Annotated in this window: 13 protein-coding genes, 1 tRNA gene and 1 rRNA gene; 2 read left to right on the forward strand and 13 right to left on the reverse strand. The window is 70.5% G+C overall.

Annotated features, from left to right (window positions below):
* The first annotated feature begins 12 nt into the window (after positions 1-12).
* Entirely contained in the window at positions 13-840 is an 828-nt protein-coding gene (locus IE308_RS08980; RefSeq protein ID WP_190217291.1) for an Fpg/Nei family DNA glycosylase, read from the forward strand.
* A gap of 48 nt (positions 841-888) precedes the next feature.
* Here the strand turns inward: IE308_RS08980 and IE308_RS08985 are convergent, their stop codons facing one another.
* From IE308_RS08985 to IE308_RS09030, 10 genes are all read right to left on the reverse strand, one after another.
* Positions 889-1,146, reverse strand: a complete 258-nt coding sequence (locus IE308_RS08985) for a hypothetical protein (protein ID WP_190217292.1) — start codon at positions 1,144-1,146, stop codon at positions 889-891.
* Positions 1,147-1,252: 106 nt separating this feature from the next.
* Positions 1,253-1,723, reverse strand: a complete 471-nt coding sequence (locus IE308_RS08990; RefSeq protein ID WP_190217293.1) for a Dps family protein — start codon at positions 1,721-1,723, stop codon at positions 1,253-1,255.
* Positions 1,724-1,860: 137 nt separating this feature from the next.
* A complete protein-coding gene (locus IE308_RS08995) occupies positions 1,861-2,241 on the reverse strand; it encodes a helix-turn-helix domain-containing protein (protein WP_110631461.1) in 381 nt (126 codons plus the stop codon).
* 109 nt (positions 2,242-2,350) lie between these two features.
* Positions 2,351-2,896: a CinA family protein gene (locus IE308_RS09000; protein ID WP_110631458.1), complete on the reverse strand. Its 546-nt coding sequence runs from the start codon at positions 2,894-2,896 to the stop codon at positions 2,351-2,353.
* Positions 2,893-3,711, reverse strand: coding sequence for a CDP-diacylglycerol--glycerol-3-phosphate 3-phosphatidyltransferase (pgsA, locus tag IE308_RS09005; protein WP_110631455.1), 819 nt, complete (start codon positions 3,709-3,711; stop codon positions 2,893-2,895). The genes IE308_RS09000 and pgsA overlap by 4 nt, the downstream gene beginning before the upstream one ends.
* Positions 3,708-5,177: a 30S ribosomal protein S12 methylthiotransferase RimO gene (rimO, locus tag IE308_RS09010; protein ID WP_190217294.1), complete on the reverse strand. Its 1,470-nt coding sequence runs from the start codon at positions 5,175-5,177 to the stop codon at positions 3,708-3,710. Before rimO ends, pgsA begins: the two co-directional genes overlap by 4 nt.
* 102 nt (positions 5,178-5,279) lie before the next feature.
* Positions 5,280-6,119, reverse strand: a complete 840-nt coding sequence (locus IE308_RS09015) for a helix-turn-helix domain-containing protein (RefSeq protein WP_110631449.1) — start codon at positions 6,117-6,119, stop codon at positions 5,280-5,282.
* Positions 6,120-6,440: 321 nt separating this feature from the next.
* On the reverse strand, positions 6,441-9,155 hold the full coding sequence (locus tag IE308_RS09020) for a DNA translocase FtsK (protein ID WP_190217295.1): 2,715 nt from the start codon (positions 9,153-9,155) through the stop codon (positions 6,441-6,443).
* Positions 9,156-9,278: 123 nt separating this feature from the next.
* Complete coding sequence (locus IE308_RS09025; RefSeq protein ID WP_110631443.1) at positions 9,279-9,956, reverse strand: response regulator; 678 nt, start codon at positions 9,954-9,956, stop codon at positions 9,279-9,281.
* A gap of 272 nt (positions 9,957-10,228) precedes the next feature.
* The gene (locus tag IE308_RS09030) at positions 10,229-15,715 is read right to left on the reverse strand and encodes a HAMP domain-containing protein (RefSeq protein WP_190217296.1); all 5,487 of its coding nucleotides are present in this window, start codon (positions 15,713-15,715) and stop codon (positions 10,229-10,231) included.
* 392 nt (positions 15,716-16,107) lie between these two features.
* Here IE308_RS09030 and IE308_RS09035 point away from each other — a divergent pair, with 392 nt between their 5' ends.
* The gene (locus IE308_RS09035; RefSeq protein WP_110631437.1) at positions 16,108-18,861 is read left to right on the forward strand and encodes a SpoIIE family protein phosphatase; all 2,754 of its coding nucleotides are present in this window, start codon (positions 16,108-16,110) and stop codon (positions 18,859-18,861) included.
* 56 nt (positions 18,862-18,917) lie between these two features.
* Here IE308_RS09035 and IE308_RS09040 read toward each other — a convergent pair.
* From IE308_RS09040 to rrf, 3 genes are all read right to left on the reverse strand, one after another.
* A tRNA-Thr gene (locus IE308_RS09040) sits at positions 18,918-18,990 on the reverse strand.
* A 74-nt stretch (positions 18,991-19,064) separates the two neighbouring features.
* Positions 19,065-19,727 carry a DegT/DnrJ/EryC1/StrS family aminotransferase gene (locus tag IE308_RS09045; protein WP_190217421.1) on the reverse strand — a complete coding sequence of 221 codons (663 nt, stop codon included), beginning with the start codon at positions 19,725-19,727 and terminating at the stop codon, positions 19,065-19,067.
* Between the two features lie 114 nt (positions 19,728-19,841).
* Positions 19,842-19,958: ribosomal RNA gene (gene rrf, locus IE308_RS09050) — 5S ribosomal RNA — on the reverse strand.
* Positions 19,959-20,069: the final 111 nt, after the last annotated feature.

Genomic DNA, 20,069 nt, shown 5'->3' on the forward strand with positions numbered 1-20,069 from the left:
CACCCTTGACCCATGCCCGAAGGAGACACGGTCTGGCAGGCCACGCGACGGCTGCACGCCGCCCTCGCGGGCAAGGTGCTGGTGCTGAGCGACCTGAGGGTGCCCCGGTACGCCACGGTCGACCTCACCGGGCGCACCGTGCTGGACGTCACCCCGCGCGGCAAGCACCTGCTGACCCGGATCGAGGGCGGCCTGACGCTGCACTCGCACCTGATGATGGACGGCACGTGGCGGGTGTTCGAGGCGGGGCAGCGCTTCACGGGCGGCGCCGCCCACCAGATCCGCGCGATCCTCGGCACCGAGGACCGCACCGCCGTGGGCTACCGCCTCCCCGTGCTCGACCTGCTCCGCACCGCCGACGAGGACCGTGTGGTCGGACACCTCGGCCCCGACCTGCTGGGCCCGGACTGGGACGCCGAGCGCGCCCTCGCCAACCTCCTGCGCGACCCCGACCGGGAGCTGGGCGAGGCACTGCTGGACCAGCGCAATCTCGCCGGGATCGGCAACGTCTACAAGAGTGAGCTGTGCTTCCTGCTGGGCGTCACCCCCTGGCTCCCGGTCGGCGCTCTGCCCGCCGACCGTGCCGCGCACCTGCCGACGCTCTCCAAGAAGCTCCTGGACGCCAACCGCGAGCGCCCGGTCCGCAACACCACGGGCCTGCGCCGCCCCGATCTGTTCGTGTACGGCCGCGCGTCCCACCCCTGCCTGCGCTGCCGCACCCCGATCCGCGTCGCCGAGCAGGGCGACGGCAGCCGCGAGCGTCCGACGTACTGGTGCCCGTCCTGCCAGAAGGGACCGGTCCCCGCGGCCACGGCAGGGCAGCGCCGCCGAGCAGGCTGAGGCACCTCACCCAAGGAACGGTGCACGCCTCACTCGCACAGGACGCTCTCACTCGGACACCGGCCCGCCCCTCTTCCCCCGCATCCCCGCCCGCCAGGCATCCCGCCACCGCCCCTCGCGCAGCGCGCCGGTCGCACGGGACTTGGGCACACAGTGCACCGGCAGCAGGCTCAGCCCCCACCCGCCCGCCGCGACGGCGCCCTCCAGCACGCCCGCCCCGGGCACCAGGGCGAGCCGGAGCACGGCCCACCACCACACGGCCCCGAGCCCCACACGGGCTCCCCAGCGTGCTGCCCGCCCCGCCATGGCGGTCACCTCCAGCCGGACGCTAGAACACCGCCCTCGCGGTCGGAAAGGGCGCACAGGCGGCACGTGGGCGCGCGGGCGCACCACCGGGCCCCGGGGCCGGCCGTCAGCCGTTCGCGGCCTGGAACATCCAGTGGTGCTTCTCCAGATCCGCCGTGATCTGGATGAACATGTCCTGGCTGACCGGGTCGGCCGTCTCGGTCGCCGCCACGCGTTCCCGCATCCGGGTGATCACCGCGCCCAGCGCGTCCACGAGCGTGCCCACCGCGTCGCCGTCCTTCACCCAGCCCTCGGCCACCGCCTTGACGCCGCTGCCGGCGGCCACGGTCGCCGCCCGACCGTCGGGCGAGACCCCGAGCGCCGAGGCCCGCTCGGCGACGGTGTCGGAGTGCGTACGGGCCGTGTCGACGACCTCGTCGAGCTGGAGGTGGACGGACCGGAAGCGGGGCCCGACGACGTTCCAGTGCACCTGCTTGGCGACCAGCGCCAGGTCGATCAGATCGACGAGCGCGCCCTGCAGCGCCTCGGCGACGGTCTTCAGGTCCGCGTCGGGCAGAGGGCTCTTCACGACGTACATCCAGGCCTCCATCGGGTCACCCGTTCGTGCCCCTCCACGATGACCGCAGGCCCGGGGTCCGGCAAACGCACGAAAGCCCCGGCAGCGCTCCCCCGGTTCTCCCGGAGAAGCCCTGGCCAGGGCCTCACACACGTGCCTCAGGCAGCGACGACGTCCACTGCTTCAGCGGGCGCCTTGATGGTCACCCGTTCCGGTGGCACACCGGTCACCGAAACGGAACCCAGCATCGGGCGAACCGACGTGGGCACAGGCTCGCTGGGGGTGGCCGCAGCAGACTGGGCCAGCTCCGCGAGGGCGAGCTCGTCGCTCACTTCCCGCATGAGCTCGGACATCCGTACGTCCAGCGCGTCGCAGATGGCGGCGAGCAGTTCGGAGGAAGCCTCCTTCTGCCCCCGCTCCACCTCGGAGAGATAGCCGAGTGAGACTCGGGCGGACGAGGAGACTTCGCGCAGAGTACGGCCCTGGCGTTGGCGCTGCCGACGCAGCACGTCACCCAGCAGGCGACGGAGCAGAATCATCGGTGGCTCCCTCCTCGGACCGCGTAGCCGCATCCTTCTCGCCCCACCGTACCGCCTCGCGCCGCGGCCGTGCGGGGAGCGATGTCGTGTTCACTCAGGGCTGCAAACATCAAAACCCCCCGTTCTGTTCCGTATCCTGTGCCCGCTCATTCCTGGTCTGTTCGCCCGCAAGCTGCTTCAGGAGCAGTGCGAGTACGCTCCGTACACTCTCCATACGAATTTCCGCGCGGTCGCCGTTCAACCGCAGCGGCTCCACTTTTCCGCCACCGGCAGAACCGGAATCCGGGCCGAACGGCCCGTCCACGGCGACGAAGACCGTCCCCACGGGCTGTCCGTCCTGGGGTTCGGGACCGGCTACGCCGGTCGTCGCGATGCCCCAGTCGGCGCCCAGCGCCTTGCGCACTCCGGCCGCCATCTGCGCCGCGACCTGCGCGTCCACCGCACCACGGGTGGCCAGCAGACCGGCGTCCACACCGAGCAGCTCGTGCTTGAGCGCGGTGGCGTACGCCGTCACCGACCCCCGGAAGGCCTGGGACGCCCCGGGGACCGAGGTGATCTCCGCCGCGACCAGCCCGCCCGTCAGCGACTCGGCGACGGCGACGGTCTCGCCTCTCACCCTCAGTAGTCGCACCACGTCGGACGCGGGGGAACTCACGCTTCCGTCTCCTCCAACGCTGCCTTGCGCTCGGCGATTCCCCGCCGGCGCAGCACAATGGCCTGTCTCACATAGTCGAGGCCGGTCACCACGGTCAGGACGACCGCCACAGCCATCACCCAGAACCTCAGGGTCGCCAGCCATCCCGTCAGCGCCAGCACGTACATCCCGACGGCGACGCCCTGGGTGAGCGTCTTGAGTTTGCCGCCGCGGCTCGCGGGGATGACGCCGTACCGGATGACGAGAAAACGCAGCAGGGTGACGCCGAGTTCCCGGCCGAGGATCACGATCGTCACCCACCACGGCAGATCGCCCAGGGCGGAGAGACAGATCAGCGCCGCCCCCATGATCGCCTTGTCGGCGATGGGGTCGGCGATCTTCCCGAAGTCGGTGACCAGGTTGTAGGTGCGCGCCAGATGCCCGTCGAACAGGTCGGTGATCATGGCGATGGCGAAGGCCGCCCAGGCGAACGAGCGCCACGCCGGGTCGTACCCGCCGTTGGCCAGCATCAGCGCCACGAAGCCCGGCACGAGGATGAGCCGGAGCATGGTCAGCAGGTTGGCGATGTTCCAGACGCTGGCCTGGTTCACGGCCGCGGCGGCGATCTTGGCGCCGCGCGCCGGCTTCCCGCCGCCCGCCGCGCCTGAGGGGCCCGCCGCGGAGGCGAGGGCGGCGCCCTGCGCCTTGGGCGTGCTGTGGTTCTTCGCCGCCCCCTGGACCTTGCCGCCCGCCTGCGTCTTCGACGCGCCCTTGGGCTTGGCCGCGCCGTGCGCCGGGGAGGAGCCGCCCGCCGCGGACGCCGGTACGCCGGTCATCTGCCCGCCTCCTCGCTGGACCCGAGCACGCCCTGAAGCGGCTCGGCCACCAGGTCGACACCTTCCGTACCGACCACCTTCGCCTCGACCATACGGCCGACGCTCAGGCCCTCGCCGCTCGTGAGCAGTACCTGGCCGTCCGTCTCCGGGGCCTGGTGCGCCGCACGGCCGTACACGCCCTCCTCGTCGACGGACTCCACCAGCACGTGCACGGTCTCGCCGACGCGCTCCTCGGCGCGCTGCGAGACGAGTTCCTCGGCGAGCCGGGAGACACGTGCCAGGCGCTCGGCGACGACGTCCTCGTGGAGCTTGTTGTCGTACGTGGCGGCTTCGGTGCCCTCCTCGTCGGAGTAGCCGAAGACGCCGATGGCGTCCAGCCGCGCGCCGTTGAGGAAACGCTCCAGCTCGGCCAGGTCCGACGCGGTCTCGCCGGGGAAGCCGACGATGAAGTTGGAGCGCACGCCGGCCTCGGGTGCCTTGCTCCGAATGGTGTCGAGCAGCTCCAGGAAGCGGTCGGTGTCGCCGAAGCGGCGCATGGCGCGCAGCACGTCGGGCGCGCAGTGCTGGAAGGACAGGTCGAAGTAGGGGGCGACCTTCGGGGTGGAGGTCAGCACGTCGATGAGCCCCGGGCGCATCTCGGCGGGCTGGAGGTAGCTCACCCGCACCCGCTCGATGCCGTCGACCTCGGCCAGCTCGGGCAGCAGGGACTCCAGCAGGCGGATGTCGCCGAGGTCCTTGCCGTAGGAGGTGTTGTTCTCGGAGACCAGCATGATCTCCTTCACGCCCTGCTCGGCCAGCCACCGCGTCTCGTTCAGCACGTCGCTCGGGCGGCGCGAGATGAAGGAGCCGCGGAAGGACGGGATGGCGCAGAAGGTGCAGCGCCGGTCGCAGCCGGAGGCGAGCTTCACCGAGGCGACCGGGGAGCCGTCCAGCCGGCGGCGCAGGGGCGCGCGCGGGCCGGAGGCCGGGGCGACGCCCTCGGGCAGGTCGGTCGGGCCGTGCCCCGGCAGGGCCACGGCGGCGGCCGATTCCTGCCGTTCGGCGGGGCTGATCGGGAGCAGCTTGCGGCGGTCGCGCGGGGTGTGCGCGAGGTGGCTGCCGCCGGAGAGGATGGTCTGCAGGCGGTCGGAGATGTCGGCGTAGTCGTCGAAGCCGAGCACGCCGTCGGCCTCGGGGAGGGCCTCGGCCAGCTCCTTGCCGTACCGCTCGGCCATGCAGCCCACCGCGACGACGGCCTGGGTTCTGCCGTGCCCCTTGAGGTCGTTGGCCTCCAGGAGGGCATCGACGGAGTCCTTCTTGGCGGCGTCGACGAAGCCGCAGGTGTTCACGACGGCGACGTCGGCGTCCGCGGCGTCCTCCACGAGCTGCCAGCCGTCCGCCTCCAAACGGCCTGCGAGCTCTTCCGAGTCCACCTCGTTACGAGCGCAGCCAAGGGTGACGAGTGCGACGGTACGGCGTTCAGGCATGGGCTCAAGACTACTTCGTCCCACAGACAGCCCCTGTCGACGGGGTTGACCGATCTTGGTCAACCCCGTCCTGCGCGGTCCCTCGGTCAGCCCACCGGGGGCTCAGCCCACCTGCGGGTCGCCCTTGGTGTACGTCAGCCGCTCCACCGCGCCCGGCTGGAAATCGTCGTCGATCTTCTTGCCGTTGACGTAGAGCTGGATCGCGCCCGCGTCGCCGAGCACCAGGTTGATCTTGGTGCTGTCCTGGAAGGTCTTGGACTGGCCCTGCTTGAGCAGCCCGTCGAACATCAGGCGGCCGTTGTGGTCCCGGGCCGAGATCCAGCTGCGCCCGTCGGTCGCGCTGACCTGGACGGTCACCTTGTCCTGCGGGGCGGCGGCGATGGCGCTGTCGGAGGGGGCCGGCTTCTGGTCGCCGCTCTTGCTGCCCTTCGGCGTGGGCGCGGCGGTCGTGCCGGTCGTCGGCGTGGAGCCACCCGCGACCTGGTCCTTCGCACCGCCGTCGTCCCCGCCCTTGACCACGGTGAAGCCGACGAACCCGATGACGGCCACGATCGCGGCGACCATCGCCGCGGTCCAGTTCGGCCCCCGCCGCTCCGGGCGGATACGTTCCGCCTCGAACAGCGGCGCCGCCGGCGTGGGCGCGGGCCGCCCCCCGTGCTCGGCGTCGTACTGCGCGATGAGCGGCTCGGGATCGAGGTGGACGGCCTTGGCGAGGGTCCGGATATGGCCACGTGCGTACACGTCGCCGCCGCACGGGGCGAAGTTGTCCGCCTCGATCGCGTGCACGATGGCGATACGGACCCGGGTGGCGTTGCTGACGTCGTCGACGGTCAGACCGGCGGCGATACGCGCCTGCCGCAGGGCACGGCCGACGGAGAGGTGGGCTTCCTCGCGATCGTCTTCGAAGGGACGCTCGTCTTCAGGGGAGTTGCCGATGGACACGGGGGCGCCTTTCGAGCGTGTAGCCACCTGTGCTGGAGGTTCAGTCTAGGGGGGGTACGAAAGGGTGGGGCAACCGGGCGGTGGGACTTTGTACGCCATCGGAATGGCCGGACACGCCGATGACGGGCCAGGTGCGCACCCCAGGATGGGACCCGCGCCTGTCTTCTCGCTCAACTTGACGTATGGCAAAGGGAAACGGTTGCCCAGCTCTCTCTAACGGGTGAGTCACGGTCGCGGACGGGTGAGTCACGGTCACCGGCGGCTCTGCCACGGCCGGCCCCCTTCCTCCGGGACGACGCCTGGACGACGCCTGGACCACTCCTACCCTTCAGACTCCCCCCGGATCAGCGCGAGCACGCCGTCCAGCTCGTCGGGCTTCACAAGAACGTCACGAGCCTTGGACCCCTCGCTGGGCCCGACGATGTTCCGCGACTCCATCAGGTCCATCAGCCGGCCCGCCTTGGCGAAGCCGACCCGCAGCTTGCGCTGGAGCATCGAGGTGGACCCGAACTGCGTGGACACGACCAGCTCGGCCGCCTGGCACAGCAGGTCGAGGTCGTCGCCGATGTCCTCGTCGATCTCCTTCTTCTGCTTGGTGCCGACGACGACGTCGTCCCGGAAGACCGGCGTCATCTGGTCCTTGCAGTGCTGGACGACGGCCGCGACCTCCGCCTCGGTCACGAAGGCGCCCTGCATACGGGTCGGCTTGTTCGCGCCCATCGGCAGGAACAGGCCGTCGCCCTTGCCGATCAGCTTCTCGGCGCCGGGCTGGTCGAGGATGACCCGCGAGTCGGCGAGCGAGGAGGTGGCGAACGCGAGCCGCGAGGGCACGTTCGCCTTGATCAGACCGGTGACGACGTCGACCGAGGGCCGCTGCGTGGCGAGCACCAGGTGGATGCCGGCCGCGCGCGCGAGCTGGGTGATGCGGACGATCGCGTCCTCCACGTCACGCGGCGCCACCATCATCAGGTCGGCCAGCTCGTCGACGATCACCAGCAGGTACGGATACGGCTGCAGCTCCCGCTCGCTGCCCTCGGGCGGCTTGACCTTGCCCTCCCGCACGGCCTTGTTGAAGTCGTCGATGTGCCGGTAGCCGTACGCCGCGAGGTCGTCGTAGCGCAGGTCCATCTCGCGTACGACCCACTGCAGCGCCTCGGCGGCCCGCTTGGGGTTGGTGATGATCGGGGTGATCAGGTGCGGGATGCCCTCGTAGGCGGTCAGCTCCACCCGCTTGGGGTCGACGAGGATCATCCGCACGTCCTCCGGGGTCGCCCGCATCATGATCGAGGTGATCAGGCAGTTGATGCAGGACGACTTGCCGGAGCCGGTCGCGCCGGCGACCAGCATGTGCGGCATCTTCGCCAGCGAGTGCATGACGTAGCCGCCCTCGACGTCCTTGCCGAAGGCGACCAGCATCGGGTCGTCGTCCTCCGCGGACTCCGCGAGGCGCAGCACGTCGCCGAGGTTGACCATCTCCCGGTCGGTGTTCGGGATCTCGATGCCGACCGCCGACTTGCCCGGGATGGGGCTGATGATCCGCACGTCCGGGCTGGCCACGGCGTACGCGATGTTCTTGGCCAGCGCGGTGATCCGCTCGACCTTCACGGCCGGGCCCAGCTCCACCTCGTAGCGGGTGACCGTCGGTCCGCGAGTGAAGCCGGTGACGGCGGCGTCGACCTTGAACTCGGTGAAGACGTTGGTGAGCGCGGCGACTATGGCGTCGTTGGCGGCGCTGCGCGCCTTGCCCGGGCCGCCCCGGGTGAGCAGGTCGAGCGAGGGCAGCGCGTAGGTGATGTCACCGGACAGCTGGAGCTGCTCGGCCCGGGCCGGCAGGTCGCGCGGTTGCTGGGGCGGGCTCTTGGTGAGGTCGGGGACCTCGCTCTTGAGCTTCTCCTGCTTGGGCCGCGCGGCGGGCACGGGGGTCGGCGTGGTGCTCTCGCGGTCGCCGATCCGCACGCCCTGGGTGAGGTCGGCGACGAGCGGCGAGGGCGGCATGCCGTGCAGCACCGCGCCGTCCAGGTCCGCCGCGGCGGCCGCGGCGATGTCCACGGCGTCCGGCGCACGGTCCGTCGCGGGCTGCGGCACGGCCGCGCGCCGGCTGCGGCCCCGGCGCCGGGACAGCGCCTCCTGCTCGGCGGCGTCGGGGTCGTACTCCTGGGGGGCGCCCGAGCGTCGCCGCGGGCGCCCGGGCAGCGCCTCGCGCCACTGGTCGTCGTAACGCTCGTCGTCGTCGGTGAACGCCTCGGGGAACTCGTCGGCCCGGGGGTCGTGGACGATGCCGAGCCGCACGCCGAGCAGCCGCAGCCGCTGCGGGATGGCGTTGACTGGCGTGGCGGTGACGACGAGCAGACCGAAGATCGTCAGCAGCACCAGCAGGGGTACGGCGAGGACCTCGGTCATCGTGAACGTCAGCGGGGTCGCCGCGGCCCAGCCGATGAGCCCGCCGGCGTCCCTTATGGCCTGCATGCCGGCGCTGCGGGCGGGCGAGCCGCACGCGATGTGGATCTGCCCGAGCACGCCGATGAGCAGCGCTGACAGGCCGATCACGATCCGGCCGTTGGCCTCCGGCTTCTCCGGGTGCCGGATGAAGCGGGTGGCGACGACCGCGAGCACGATCGGCACCAGCAGGTCCAGGCGGCCGAACGCGCCGGTCACCAGGATCTCCACCAGATCGCCGACCGGCCCCTTCAGGTCGGCCCAGGTGCCCGCGGCGACGATCAGCGCGATGGCGAGCAGCAGCAGGGCGACGCCGTCCTTGCGGTGGGCGGGGTCGAGGTTCTTCGCGCCCTGCCCTATCCCCCGGAAGACGGCGCCCACGGCGTGCGCCAGGCCGAGCCACACCGCGCGCACCAGTCGGTAGACGCCGCCGGTGGGGCTCGGTGCCGGCCTGGGCGCGGGCCTCTTCGCCGCGGCCTTCTTGGCGGGCGCCTTCTTCGCGGGAGCCCTTTTCGCGGCGGCCTTCCTCGCCGGAGCCTTCGCGGGAGCAGCCGCCTTCTTCGCGGGCGGCTTCTTGGCTGCGGAGGGACGTGAGGCCATAGGTGTGAGGTTACCGGGGGAGACGCCAGTGGACACGCGTGCTTACGGCTTCACCCGTTCGTGTCGCCCTTGCCCGCACGCGCGCCTGACGCGCGCTCATCCGCAAGGCCCGCGCGGGGTACGTCAGTTCTGCGAGGACACCGGTGCGCCGCCGCCCCCGGAGCCCGGCTCCAGGGCGTCCAGCGCCCGCCGCAACCCGGTGAGTTTGCGCTCCAGATGCGCCGCCGTGGCCACCGCCGCCGCGTCCGCCGACTCGTCGTCCAGCTGCTTGGACAGCGCCTCGGCCTGCTCCTCCACGGCCGCGAGCCGCGCCGACAGCTCGGCGAGCAGACCGGCGGACTCCTTGCCGCCGACGCCGCCCTTGCCGCCCTCCAACTGCAGGCGCAGCAGCGCCGCCTGTTCCCGCAGCTGGCAGTTCTTCATGTACAGCTCGACGAACACCGAGACCTTGGCGCGCAGCACCCACGGGTCGAACGGCTTGGAGATGTAGTCCACCGCACCCGCCGCGTACCCGCGGAAGGTGTGGTGCGGGCCGTGGTTGATCGCGGTGAGGAAGATGATCGGGATGTCCCGGGTCCGCTCCCGCCGCTTGATGTGCGCGGCCGTCTCGAAGCCGTCCATCCCCGGCATCTGGACGTCCAGCAGAATGACCGCGAAATCGTCCGTGAGCAGTGCTTTGAGTGCTTCCTCCCCGGACGATGCCCGCACCAGCGTCTGATCGAGCGCAGAGAGGATCGCCTCCAGCGCCAGCAGATTCTCCGGCCGGTCATCGACCAGGAGGATCTTGGCCTTCTGCACCATGGCCCGCCCTCCTCGCCCCGGCATGGGGCCTCCCCTGTCCACAGGACTCGGGGAAGCACCGGCGGGTGCCTCCCCCGGGGACGACTCCCTTACGCCGCCCGTCCTCGTGCCGGTCATCGTAGCCGCACCCCGCCCGTCGCCACACCCTGTCACCGCGATGTCACTGTGCACATAGCAGAAACGCAGCGGGAGACCAGAAGGTTCCCCGGATCACGTCTTTCTACACGGCTACGGGCACGCGGTGTCAGCGACTCCGGGTGAACATCTACTGATCATTCCCCCCGCATCCACTGCTCCATCACCGACAGAAGATGATCGGGATCGACCGGCTTGGTGACGTAGTCGGAGGCGCCCGACTCGATCGCCTTCTCCCGGTCGCCCTTCATCGCCTTCGCGGTCAGCGCGATGATCGGCAGCCCGGAGAACTGCGGCATCCGGCGGATCGCCGTCGTCGTCGCGTACCCGTCCATCTCCGGCATCATGATGTCCATCAGCACGACCGCCACGTCGTCGTGCTGCTCCAGCACCTCGATGCCCTCCCGGCCGTTCTCCGCGTACAACACCGACAGCCCGTGCTGCTCCAGCACGCTGGTCAGCGCGAAGACGTTGCGGATGTCGTCGTCGACGATGAGCACCTTCTGGCCACCGAAGCGGATCCCGCGGTACGGCTGCTGCGCCGCGTCCCGCTCGCCGGCCGCCCACTGCTCCCCGTGCACGGCCTGCTGGGCGTCGCGGGCCGCCTGCGCGCCCACGCCCCGGCGCCGGCGCCGGAAGAGCGCCGCCGGCCCGTTCTGCGTCTCGTGGTACGACTTCACCTCGGCCGGCGTCTCGATCGCCGCCTCGGCCAACTCCGACAGGTGCGCCTCCGACGCCACCAGGTCACCGGCCTCCAGCGCGGGCACCGGCTGCTGGTACCCGTGCGGCGGCAGCTCGCTCGGGTGCAGCGGCAGGTACAGCGTGAAGGTCGAACCGCGCCCCGGCTCGCTCTGCGCGTGGATCTCACCGCCGAGCAGCTGGGCGATCTCCCGCGAGATCGACAGCCCCAGGCCGGTGCCGCCGTACTTGCGGCTGGTGGTGCCGTCGGCCTGCTTGAACGCCTCGAAGATCACCCGCATCTTGCTCGCGGCGATGCCGATACCGGTGTCGGTCACCGAGAAGGCGATCAGCGGCGCGTCCGGCTCGGTGAGCGAACCGGCCTCAAGGAGCTGCTCCCGGATCGACGGCGGCACGTCCGACCCGGCCGGCCGGATCACCAGCTCCACCGAGCCGGAGTCGGTGAACTTCACCGCGTTGGACAGCAGGTTGCGCAGCACCTGCAGCAGCCGCTGCTCGTCGGTGTGCAGCGTGGCCGGCAGCTCCGGCGAGATCCGCACCGACAGGTCCAGGCCCTTCTCCGCGGTCAGCGGCCGGAACGTGGCCTCCACGTAGTCCACGAGCTGGACGAGCGCGATGCGCGTCGGGGAGACGTCCATCTTGCCCGCCTCCACCTTCGACAGGTCGAGGATGTCGTTGATCAGCTGCAGCAGGTCGGAACCGGCGCCGTGGATGGTCTCGGCGAACTCCACCTGCTTCGGTGAGAGGTTCCCCTCGGCGTTGTCGGCGAGCAGCTTGGCCAGGATCAGCAGCGAGTTCAGCGGCGTGCGCAGCTCGTGCGACATGTTGGCGAGGAACTCGCTCTTGTAGCGCATCGACACCGCGAGCTGCTCGGCGCGCTCCTCCAGGACCTGCCGTGCCTCCTCGATCTCGGTGTTCTTCACCTCGATGTCACGGTTCTGCTGGGCCAGCAGCTCGGCCTTTTCCTCCAGTTCGGCGTTGGACGCCTGCAGGGCCTTCTGCCGCTGCTCCAACTCGGCCGACCGCTCCCGGAGTTGCTCGGTCAGCTCCTGCGACTGCTTCAGCAGCAGCTCGGTCTTGGTGTTGACGGAGATGGTGTTGACGCTCGTCGCGATCATCTCCGCGATCTGGTTGAGGAAGTCCTTCTGGATCTGCGTGAACGGCGTGAACGACGCCAGCTCGATCACGCCGAGCACCTTGCCCTCGAACAGCACCGGCAGCACGATCACCTGCGCGGGCGGCGCCTCGCCGAGCCCGGAGGAGATCTTCAGATAGCCGCTGGGCGCGTTCTCCACGAGGATCGTGCGCTTCTCCTGGGCGGCCGTCCCGACCAGCGCCTCACCGGGCCGGAACGACGTCGGCATGGAGCCCATCGAGTAGCCGTAGGAGCCCAGCATCCGCAGCTCGTAGCGGTCGTCCTCGTCCTCGCCGACGTCCTGCCCGTCGACGAGCGGCATGGCCACGAAGAACGCGCCGTGCTGCGCCGAGACCACCGGCGTCAGCTCGCTCATGATCAGGGAGGCGACGTCCTCCAGGTCCCGGCGGCCCTGCATCAGACCGGAGATACGGGCCAGGTTGCCCTTGAGCCAGTCCTGCTCCTGGTTGGCGACCGTGGTGTCCCGCAGGTTGGCGATCATCTTGTTGATGTAGTCCTGAAGCTCCTGGATCTCGCCCGAGGCGTCCACGTCGATCTTCAGGTTCAGGTCACCGCGGGTCACCGCGGTCGCCACGCGCGCGATGGCCCGCACCTGCCGGGTCAGGTTCCCGGCCATCTCGTTCACGGACTCGGTCAGGTCCCGCCACGTGCCGTCCACGTCACGCACGCGTGCCTGCCCGCCGAGCTGGCCCTCCGTACCCACCTCACGGGCCACCCGGGTGACCTCCTCGGCGAAGGAGGACAGCTGGTCGACCATCGTGTTGATGGTCGTCTTCAGCTCCAGGATCTCGCCGCGGGCATCGATGTCGATCTTCTTCGTCAGGTCGCCCTTGGCGATGGCGGTGGTGACCATGGCGATGTTGCGCACCTGACCGGTCAGGTTGGACGCCATCTGGTTCACCGACTCGGTGAGGTCCTTCCACGTGCCCGCCACACCCGGCACATGCGCCTGACCGCCCAGGATGCCGTCCGTGCCCACCTCACGGGCCACCTTGGTGACCTGCTCGGCGAACGAGCTCAGCGTCTTCACCATCGTGTTGATCGTGTCGGCGAGCTGCGCGACCTCACCGCGCGCCTCGATGGTGACCTGCCGGGTCAGGTCGCCGTTGGCGACCGCGGCCGACACCTGGGAGATGTTGCGCACCTGCATGGTCAGGTTCTTGGCCATCAGGTTGACGTTGTCGCTGAGGTCCTTCCAGATGCCCGTGACACCCTGCACATGCGCCTGGCCGCCCAGGATGCCCTCGGTACCCACCTCACGGGCCACCCGCGTGACCTGCTCGGCGAACGAGGACAGCTGGTCGACCATCGTGTTGACGGTGGTCACCAGCTCCAGGATCTCGCCCTTGGCGTCGACGGTGATCTTCTTCGACAGGTCGCCCTTAGCGACCGCGGTGGTGACCTCGGCGATGGAGCGCACCTGAAGGGTCAGGTTGTTCGCCATGCCGTTCACCGACTGGGTGAGGTCCTTCCAGGTGCCGGAGACGCCCTGCACCTCGGCCTGGCCGCCCAGGATGCCCTCGGTGCCCACCTCACGGGCCACCCGCGTGACCTCCTGGGCGAACGACGACAGCTGGTCGACCATCGTGTTCAGGGTGTTCTTCAGCTCCAGGATCTCCCCGCGCGCGTCCACGGTGATCTTCTGGGAGAGGTCACCGCGGGCCACCGCCGTGGCCACCTGGGCGATGTTGCGGACCTGCGCGGTGAGGTTTCCTGCCATTCCGTTCACGGAATCCGTCAGGTCCCGCCACACACCCGCCACGCCCGGCACCTGCGCCTGACCGCCGAGGCGCCCGTCGGTGCCCACCTCACGGGCCACCCGGGTCACCTGGTCGGCGAAGGCGGAGAGCTGGTCGACCATCGTGTTGATGGTGTTCTTCAGCTCCAGGATCTCCCCGCGCGCGTCCACGTCGATCTTCTGCGACAGGTCACCGCGCGCCACGGCCGTCGTCACCTGGGCGATCTGCCGCACCTGAGAGGTGAGGTTGCCGGCCATGAAGTTGACGGAGTCGGTCAACTCCTTCCAGGTGCCCGACACACCGTCCACCCGGGCCTGCCCGCCCAGCCGGCCCTCCGTGCCCACGTCCCGGGCCATCCGCGTCACCTGGTCGGCGAACGACGACAGCTGGTCCACCATGCGGTTCACGGTGTTCTTCAGCTGGAGCATCTCACCGGAGACGTCCACGGTGACCTTCTGCGACAGATCACCGTTGGCCACCGCCGTCGTCACCTGGGCGATGTTGCGCACCTGACCGGTGAGGTTGCGGAACGCCGTGTTGACGGAGTCCGTCAGGTCCTTCCACGTGCCCGCCGCGCCCGGCACCTGCGCCTGCCCGCCCAGCTCGCCCTCGACACCGATCTCCCGCGCCACGCGGGTCACCTCGGCACCGAACGCCGACAGCTGGTCCACCATCCCGTTGACGGTGTTCTTCAGCTCCAGCATCTCGCCGGCCACGTCCACGGTGACCTTCTGCGACAGATCACCGTTGGCCACCGCCGTCGTCACCGCGGCGATGTCCCGCACCTGCGTGGTCAGGTTCCGGAACACCGTGTTGACGGAGTCCGTCAGGTCCTTCCACGTGCCCGCCGCGCCCGGCACGTTCGCCTGCCCGCCGAGCCGCCCCTCGGCGCCGACCTCGTTCGCCACGCGCGTGACCTCGTCGGCGAAGATCCGCAGCGTCTCGGTCATCTGGTTGATCGTGTCGGCGAGCTGCGCCACCTCACCGCGCGCCGGCACCGTCACCTTGCGCGACAGGTCACCGTTGGCGACGGCCGTCGTCACCTCGGCGATGCCCCGCACCTGGGCGGTGAGGTTTCCTGCCATCGTGTTGACGGAGTCGGTCAGCTCCTTCCAGACCCCGTCCACGTCCGACACCTGCGCCTGGCCGCCGAGGATGCCCTCGGTGCCCACCTCGCGCGCGACCCGCGTCACCTCGGAGGAGAACGCGGAGAGCTGGTCGACCATCGTGTTGACGGTGTTCTTCAGCTCCAGCATCTCGCCGGCGACATGCACGGTCACCTTGCGCGACAGGTCACCCTTGGCGACGGCCGTGGTCACCAGCGCGATGTCCCGCACCTGGGCGGTCAGCCGGGACGCCATCGTGTTGACGGAGTCCGTCAGGTCCTTCCACGAACCCGACAGGCCACGCACGCGTGCCTGCCCGCCCAGCTTGCCCTCGGTGCCCACCTCGCTGGCCACCCGCGTGACCTCGTCGGTGAAGGTGGACAACTGATCGACAAGGTTGTTGACAGTCCGCCCGACCTTCAGGAACTCCCCGCGCAGCGGATGCCCGGACCCGTCCGCCGACAGCGTCCGCAGCTCCATCCGCGGCGACAGATCGCCCTCCGCGACCGCCGACAGCACCCGGCTGACCTCGGAGACCGGCCGCACCAGGTCGTCGACCAGGGCGTTTGAGTTGTCGATCGCGGCCGCCCAGGAGCCCTCACAGGCCCCCGTCTCCAGCCGCTCCGTGAGCTTGCCCTCACGGCCCACCATGCGCCGCACCCGCGCCAGCTCGCCCGTCAGATGCAGATTCCGGTCGGCGACCTCGTTGAAGACCGCCGCGATCTCCGACATCACACCGTCGCCGGACACCGTCAGCCGCTTGCGGAAATTCCCGTCCCGCATGGAGACCAGCGCGGCCAGCAACCGGTTCAGCGCCGCCGTGTCCACCACGGTGGTCCCGCCGCGTGGTGTGCGCCGACTGCTCAGGGACGGTCCGCCTTTCGCGCGCGTCTTCGTGCCCCGCGCCGCTCCGCCAGACTCCACTGTGTCCCTCCCGCAAGGGTCGACCGTCACTGCTGTGCTCGTAGTGCCGTACCGGGTACCGCTTGCCCGGCGTACCAGATACCGCTGCCCGTGTCCGCCCGACGCCGTCGGGCCACACGAACGGGCTGCTGCCCGCCGTACACAGAAGACACTCGGCCTGCCCGGACCTTCACCAGGAGCCTGCCCAGTGTTTCACCCTCACCGAACCAGGCCATAACAGTTCGGCAGCTTCGCACATCGTCCGCACACCCTCCGGACGGAAACACTGGTGACCGGCATCCGCACGGACGGGGAAGGTAAGTAACCTTGCATGCGGCTGTCCAGCCACGCCGGTCCGTCCGGCCTGGGCGGTGGCACGGGAACGAGCGGGCATCGGAGGGGCGGCCGCAGAGATGACCACCGGACTGATCCCTGGGGGACAGCCCCCGGAACCCCGGCCGACGAGCACGCGCCCGCCACACCAGCGGAGCGGGCCCGGCGACCGGACAGCCCAGCACGTCGACGACCGGCCGAGGAGTTCTGTGATCACCGCGCGCGCGGCTGCCAGCTTCGAGCCCGTGGGGCGCTCGGTCGCCACCGCCCGCTCCTTCGTCCGCGACACCCTCCAGGGCTGGGGCTTCGCCGACATCGTCGACGACGCCGTGGTCCTCACCAGCGAGCTGGTCACCAACGCCGTCGTCCACGCAGGCACCCACGCCGACGTCCTGTGCCTGCGCACCGAGGACGGCGTCCGCATCGAGGTCTCCGACCGCTACCCCGAACGTGAGATCCCCCTCCAGGGCGCGGCCGTGACCATGGGCAGCCCCGACCGCGAGGGCGGACGCGGCCTCCAGCTGTGCGCGGCCCTCGCCGGCCGCTGGGGCGTGGAGTACACCCCCACACACAAGAACGTCTGGTTCCAGCTCGACCTGCCCGAACGCCCGGTCGGCACCCGAGCCGCCGGCCCCGCCCTCCCCGCCGAGCTGCTGCCGCTGGCCGACGGCCGGGTCCGGGTGGCCGTCGTCCAGATCGACCGCACGGGCACGATCACCGCCTGGAACGAGGACGCCGAGGACCTCTTCGGCTACGCCGCCGACCAGGTCACCGGCAAGCCCCTCACCGACCTCGCCGCCTGGCCGCACACCCCGGGCACCGGCACCGGCATCGCCGAGGCCCTGCGCCTGTCCCGCTGGGAGGGCAGCTACGGCATCCGCGACGCGAACGGCCGCGTCACCCCGGTGTACGCCTCCCACCTCCGCGTCCGTGACGCCGACGGCGAGCCCTCCACGGTCTGCCTCCTGGTACGCGACCACGAACGCGCCGTCCTGCAGACCCCGCTGCGCGCCCCCGCCACCGACGTGGGCGGCGGCGACGGGCAGAACGCGGACCCGTTCGAGATGTTCATCGGCTCGCCCGCCCCGGACGACCTCGACGGCCTCCTCCAGCGCACCGTGGAACGCGCCCGCGACATGCTGGACGGCGACTCCGCCTTCCTCCTGCTCGCCACCGACGACGAGACGGAGCTGGAGGTCCGCGCCTCCACCGGCCTGCCCTCCGCCCGCCAGCGCTTCGCCCGCGTCCCCGTCGAGGCCGGCCCCGGCCGCTACGGCTCGGCCCGTATGCCGGCCGTCCACGAGGACCTGACGGCCGTCCCGGGCGCCGTACCCCTGCTGAACGGCACCGGCATGCGCTCGGTGGTCACCGTCCCGCTCAAGGTCGAGGGCCGCCTCACCGGCTCCCTCGGCGTCGCCGCGGAGGCCCCCGGCCGCTACTCCAACGAGGAGGCACTGCGCCTGCAGTTCGCCGCGGACCGCATCGCCCTCGCCGTCGAGTCCGCCCGCCTCGGCGAGCTGGAGCGGCTGCGCCGCGGCTCGCTCAGCTTCCTCGTCGAGGCCTCCGACCTGCTCGCCGGCACCCTGGACCGCGACCAGACGCTCGCCCTGATGGCGCAGATGACGGTGCCGACCCTGGCCACCTGGTGCGCGGTCTACACGATCGCCGACCAGGCCTCCGAGCCGTACCTGTCGTACGTCCTGCACGAGGACGAGGAACTCATCGACGGCATCAAGTCGTTGCTCTCCAAGATCCCCCCGCCGGACCCAGTGCCCACGCCCGGCGCCCGCGTGTGGAACGCCCCCGGGGAGACGGCCCACCAGGCGGCCCTGCGCAGCTCCATGCGCAGCCTGGGCCTCGGCGGCGGCCCCACCCACCAGATCGCCTCGGCGATGGGCCCGACCCTCGCGGTGGCCTCCGCCGTCGGCGGCGAGACCGTGGTCCTGCCCCTGGTGGCGCGCAACCGCGTCATCGGCATGCTCACCCTCGGCAAGCCCACCGACGAGCACTTCCGCCAGGAGATCCTGGAGCTGGCCGAGGACCTGTCCCGCCGGGCCGCCCTGGCCCTGGACAACGCCCGCCTGTACTCGGAGCGCACGGCCATCAGCCAGTCCCTCCAGCGCAGCCTCCTGCCCCCGGAGCTGCCGGACATCGACGGCGTCGAGGTCGAGGTCATCTACCGCGCGGCCGGCGAGGGCAACGAGGTCGGCGGTGACTTCTACGACCTCTTCCCGATCAGCGACGGCGCGTACGGCTTCGCCATCGGCGACGTCTGCGGTACGGGCCCGAACGCGGCCGCGGTGACGGGCCTGGCCCGGCACGCCCTGCGCCTGCTGGCCCGCGAGGGCCTGAGCGGCCCGGCCGTCCTGGAGCGCCTCAATTCGGCCATTCTCGACGAGGGCGCCCGCAGCCGCTTCCTCACCCTCCTGTACGGCGAGATGCGCCCGCAGGAGGACGGCAGCGCCGAGCTGAAGGTGGTCTGCGCCGGTCATCCCCTGCCGCTGCGCCTGCGCCAGGACGGCACGGTCGAGGCGGCCGCCGAACCGCAGCCGCTGCTGGGCGTCATGGAGGACCTGGAGCTGTACGAGCAGACGGTCACGCTCGACCCGGGCGACGTCCTGCTGTGTGTGACGGACGGTGTGACGGAGCGCCGCGAGGGCAGCCGCATGCTCGGCGACGACGGCCTGGCCGACGTCCTGACGACCTGCACGGGCCTGACGGCGGGTGCGGTCGCGGCCCGGATCATGCGCGCGGTGGAGCGCTTCGCCTCGGACGCCCCGTCCGACGACATGGCGATCCTGGCAATGCGAGTTCCGGAACCGCACCAGGACTGAAGGCTCGGGGATACGAGAAAGGCCCCCGCCCAATGGGCGGAGGCCTTTTATTCTTGAGCCCCCAAACGGAATCGAACCGTTGACCTTCTCCTTACCATGGAGACGCTCTGCCGACTGAGCTATAGGGGCTTGTCACTTTTCGAGGTTTCCCTCGCGGCAACGAAATAGATCATACCCCGAACAGACCTGACTTCCAAAACCCGTCACGAGGCAGGCTGGAGCAGTCCTCCAAGGGCATTGCAGGCGGCCACGATCCGCTGCATGTCCCGCTTGGTCAAGGAGGCGTCGACCGGCAGCGCCAGCGTCTCGTCGGCGGCCCGCTCGGTCTCCGGCAGCGACACGTACCGCCGGAACTCCGGCAGCCGGTGCACCGGCGTCTTCACTGGCACACGGCAGTCAACTCCCCTGGCCCGTACGGCCCGTGCGAAGGCGTCCCGGTCAGGCCGCCCGTTCCCCGGCACCCGCACAACGTACTGCTGGTAGGTGTGCCCGTCGCCCCCGTCCGGTGTCCGCACCCCGCGCAGCCTGCCGTCCAGATAGGCCGCCCGCTGCCGCCGCTGCGCCACCTCGTCGTACGGCGCCTCGCACTCCGCCTGCTCCAGCACCAGCAGCCCGTGCCGCTGCCCGAGGGCGTGCAACTGCCGTATGTCCGCGGGCCGCCCGAAGCGGTGTACGACAACTACGGCCGCGGTACGGGCGGTTACGGCGGCCTGGACCGCGTACGGGTCGAGGCAGTACGTCACCGGATCTATGTCGGCGAACACCGGCAGCGCACCCACCAGGGTCACCGCTTCGGCGACTTCGACGTTCCCGAAGGCCGGCACGACGACCTCGTCACCGATACCGACTCCGGCGGCCCTGAGCATTGCAGCAGTACCCATGCCGGCGATGCTCGGGGTGGAACGTGAACGTCAAGTGACGGCAAACAAAAAAGGGTTGGGCCCGGAACCGAAGTTCAGGGCCCAACCCTTTGAATAATTGTTCGGCGGCGTCCTACTCTCCCACAGGGTCCCCCCTGCAGTACCATCGGCGCTGTGAGGCTTAGCTTCCGGGTTCGGAATGTAACCGGGCGTTTCCCTCACGCTATAACCACCGAAACACTATGAAACTGTCGAACAATGCCGCACCGCATGTGGCCATACGGGGCCGTTCGTGGTTTCAGAACCAACACAGTGGACGCGAGCAACTGAGGACAAGCCCTCGGCCTA

Source organism: Streptomyces griseosporeus, from assembly GCF_014656055.1.
In the GTDB taxonomy this organism is placed as follows: Bacteria; Actinomycetota; Actinomycetes; order Streptomycetales; family Streptomycetaceae; genus Streptomyces; species Streptomyces griseosporeus.

Excerpts from the sequence above, each read along its gene's own strand:
- IE308_RS08980 (WP_190217291.1), top strand. The coding sequence starts at position 13 with ATGCCCGAAGGAGACACGGTCTGGCAGGCCACGCGACGGCTGCACGCC.
- IE308_RS08985 (WP_190217292.1), bottom strand. The coding sequence starts at position 1,146 with ATGGCGGGGCGGGCAGCACGCTGGGGAGCCCGTGTGGGGCTCGGGGCC.
- IE308_RS08990 (WP_190217293.1), bottom strand. The coding sequence starts at position 1,723 with ATGTACGTCGTGAAGAGCCCTCTGCCCGACGCGGACCTGAAGACCGTC.
- IE308_RS08995 (WP_110631461.1), bottom strand. The coding sequence starts at position 2,241 with ATGATTCTGCTCCGTCGCCTGCTGGGTGACGTGCTGCGTCGGCAGCGC.
- pgsA (WP_110631455.1), bottom strand. The coding sequence starts at position 3,711 with ATGACCGGCGTACCGGCGTCCGCGGCGGGCGGCTCCTCCCCGGCGCAC.
- rimO (WP_190217294.1), bottom strand. The coding sequence starts at position 5,177 with ATGCCTGAACGCCGTACCGTCGCACTCGTCACCCTTGGCTGCGCTCGT.
- IE308_RS09020 (WP_190217295.1), bottom strand. The coding sequence starts at position 9,155 with ATGGCCTCACGTCCCTCCGCAGCCAAGAAGCCGCCCGCGAAGAAGGCG.
- IE308_RS09025 (WP_110631443.1), bottom strand. The coding sequence starts at position 9,956 with ATGGTGCAGAAGGCCAAGATCCTCCTGGTCGATGACCGGCCGGAGAAT.
- IE308_RS09035 (WP_110631437.1), top strand. The coding sequence starts at position 16,108 with ATGACCACCGGACTGATCCCTGGGGGACAGCCCCCGGAACCCCGGCCG.
- IE308_RS09045 (WP_190217421.1), bottom strand. The coding sequence starts at position 19,727 with ATGCTCAGGGCCGCCGGAGTCGGTATCGGTGACGAGGTCGTCGTGCCG.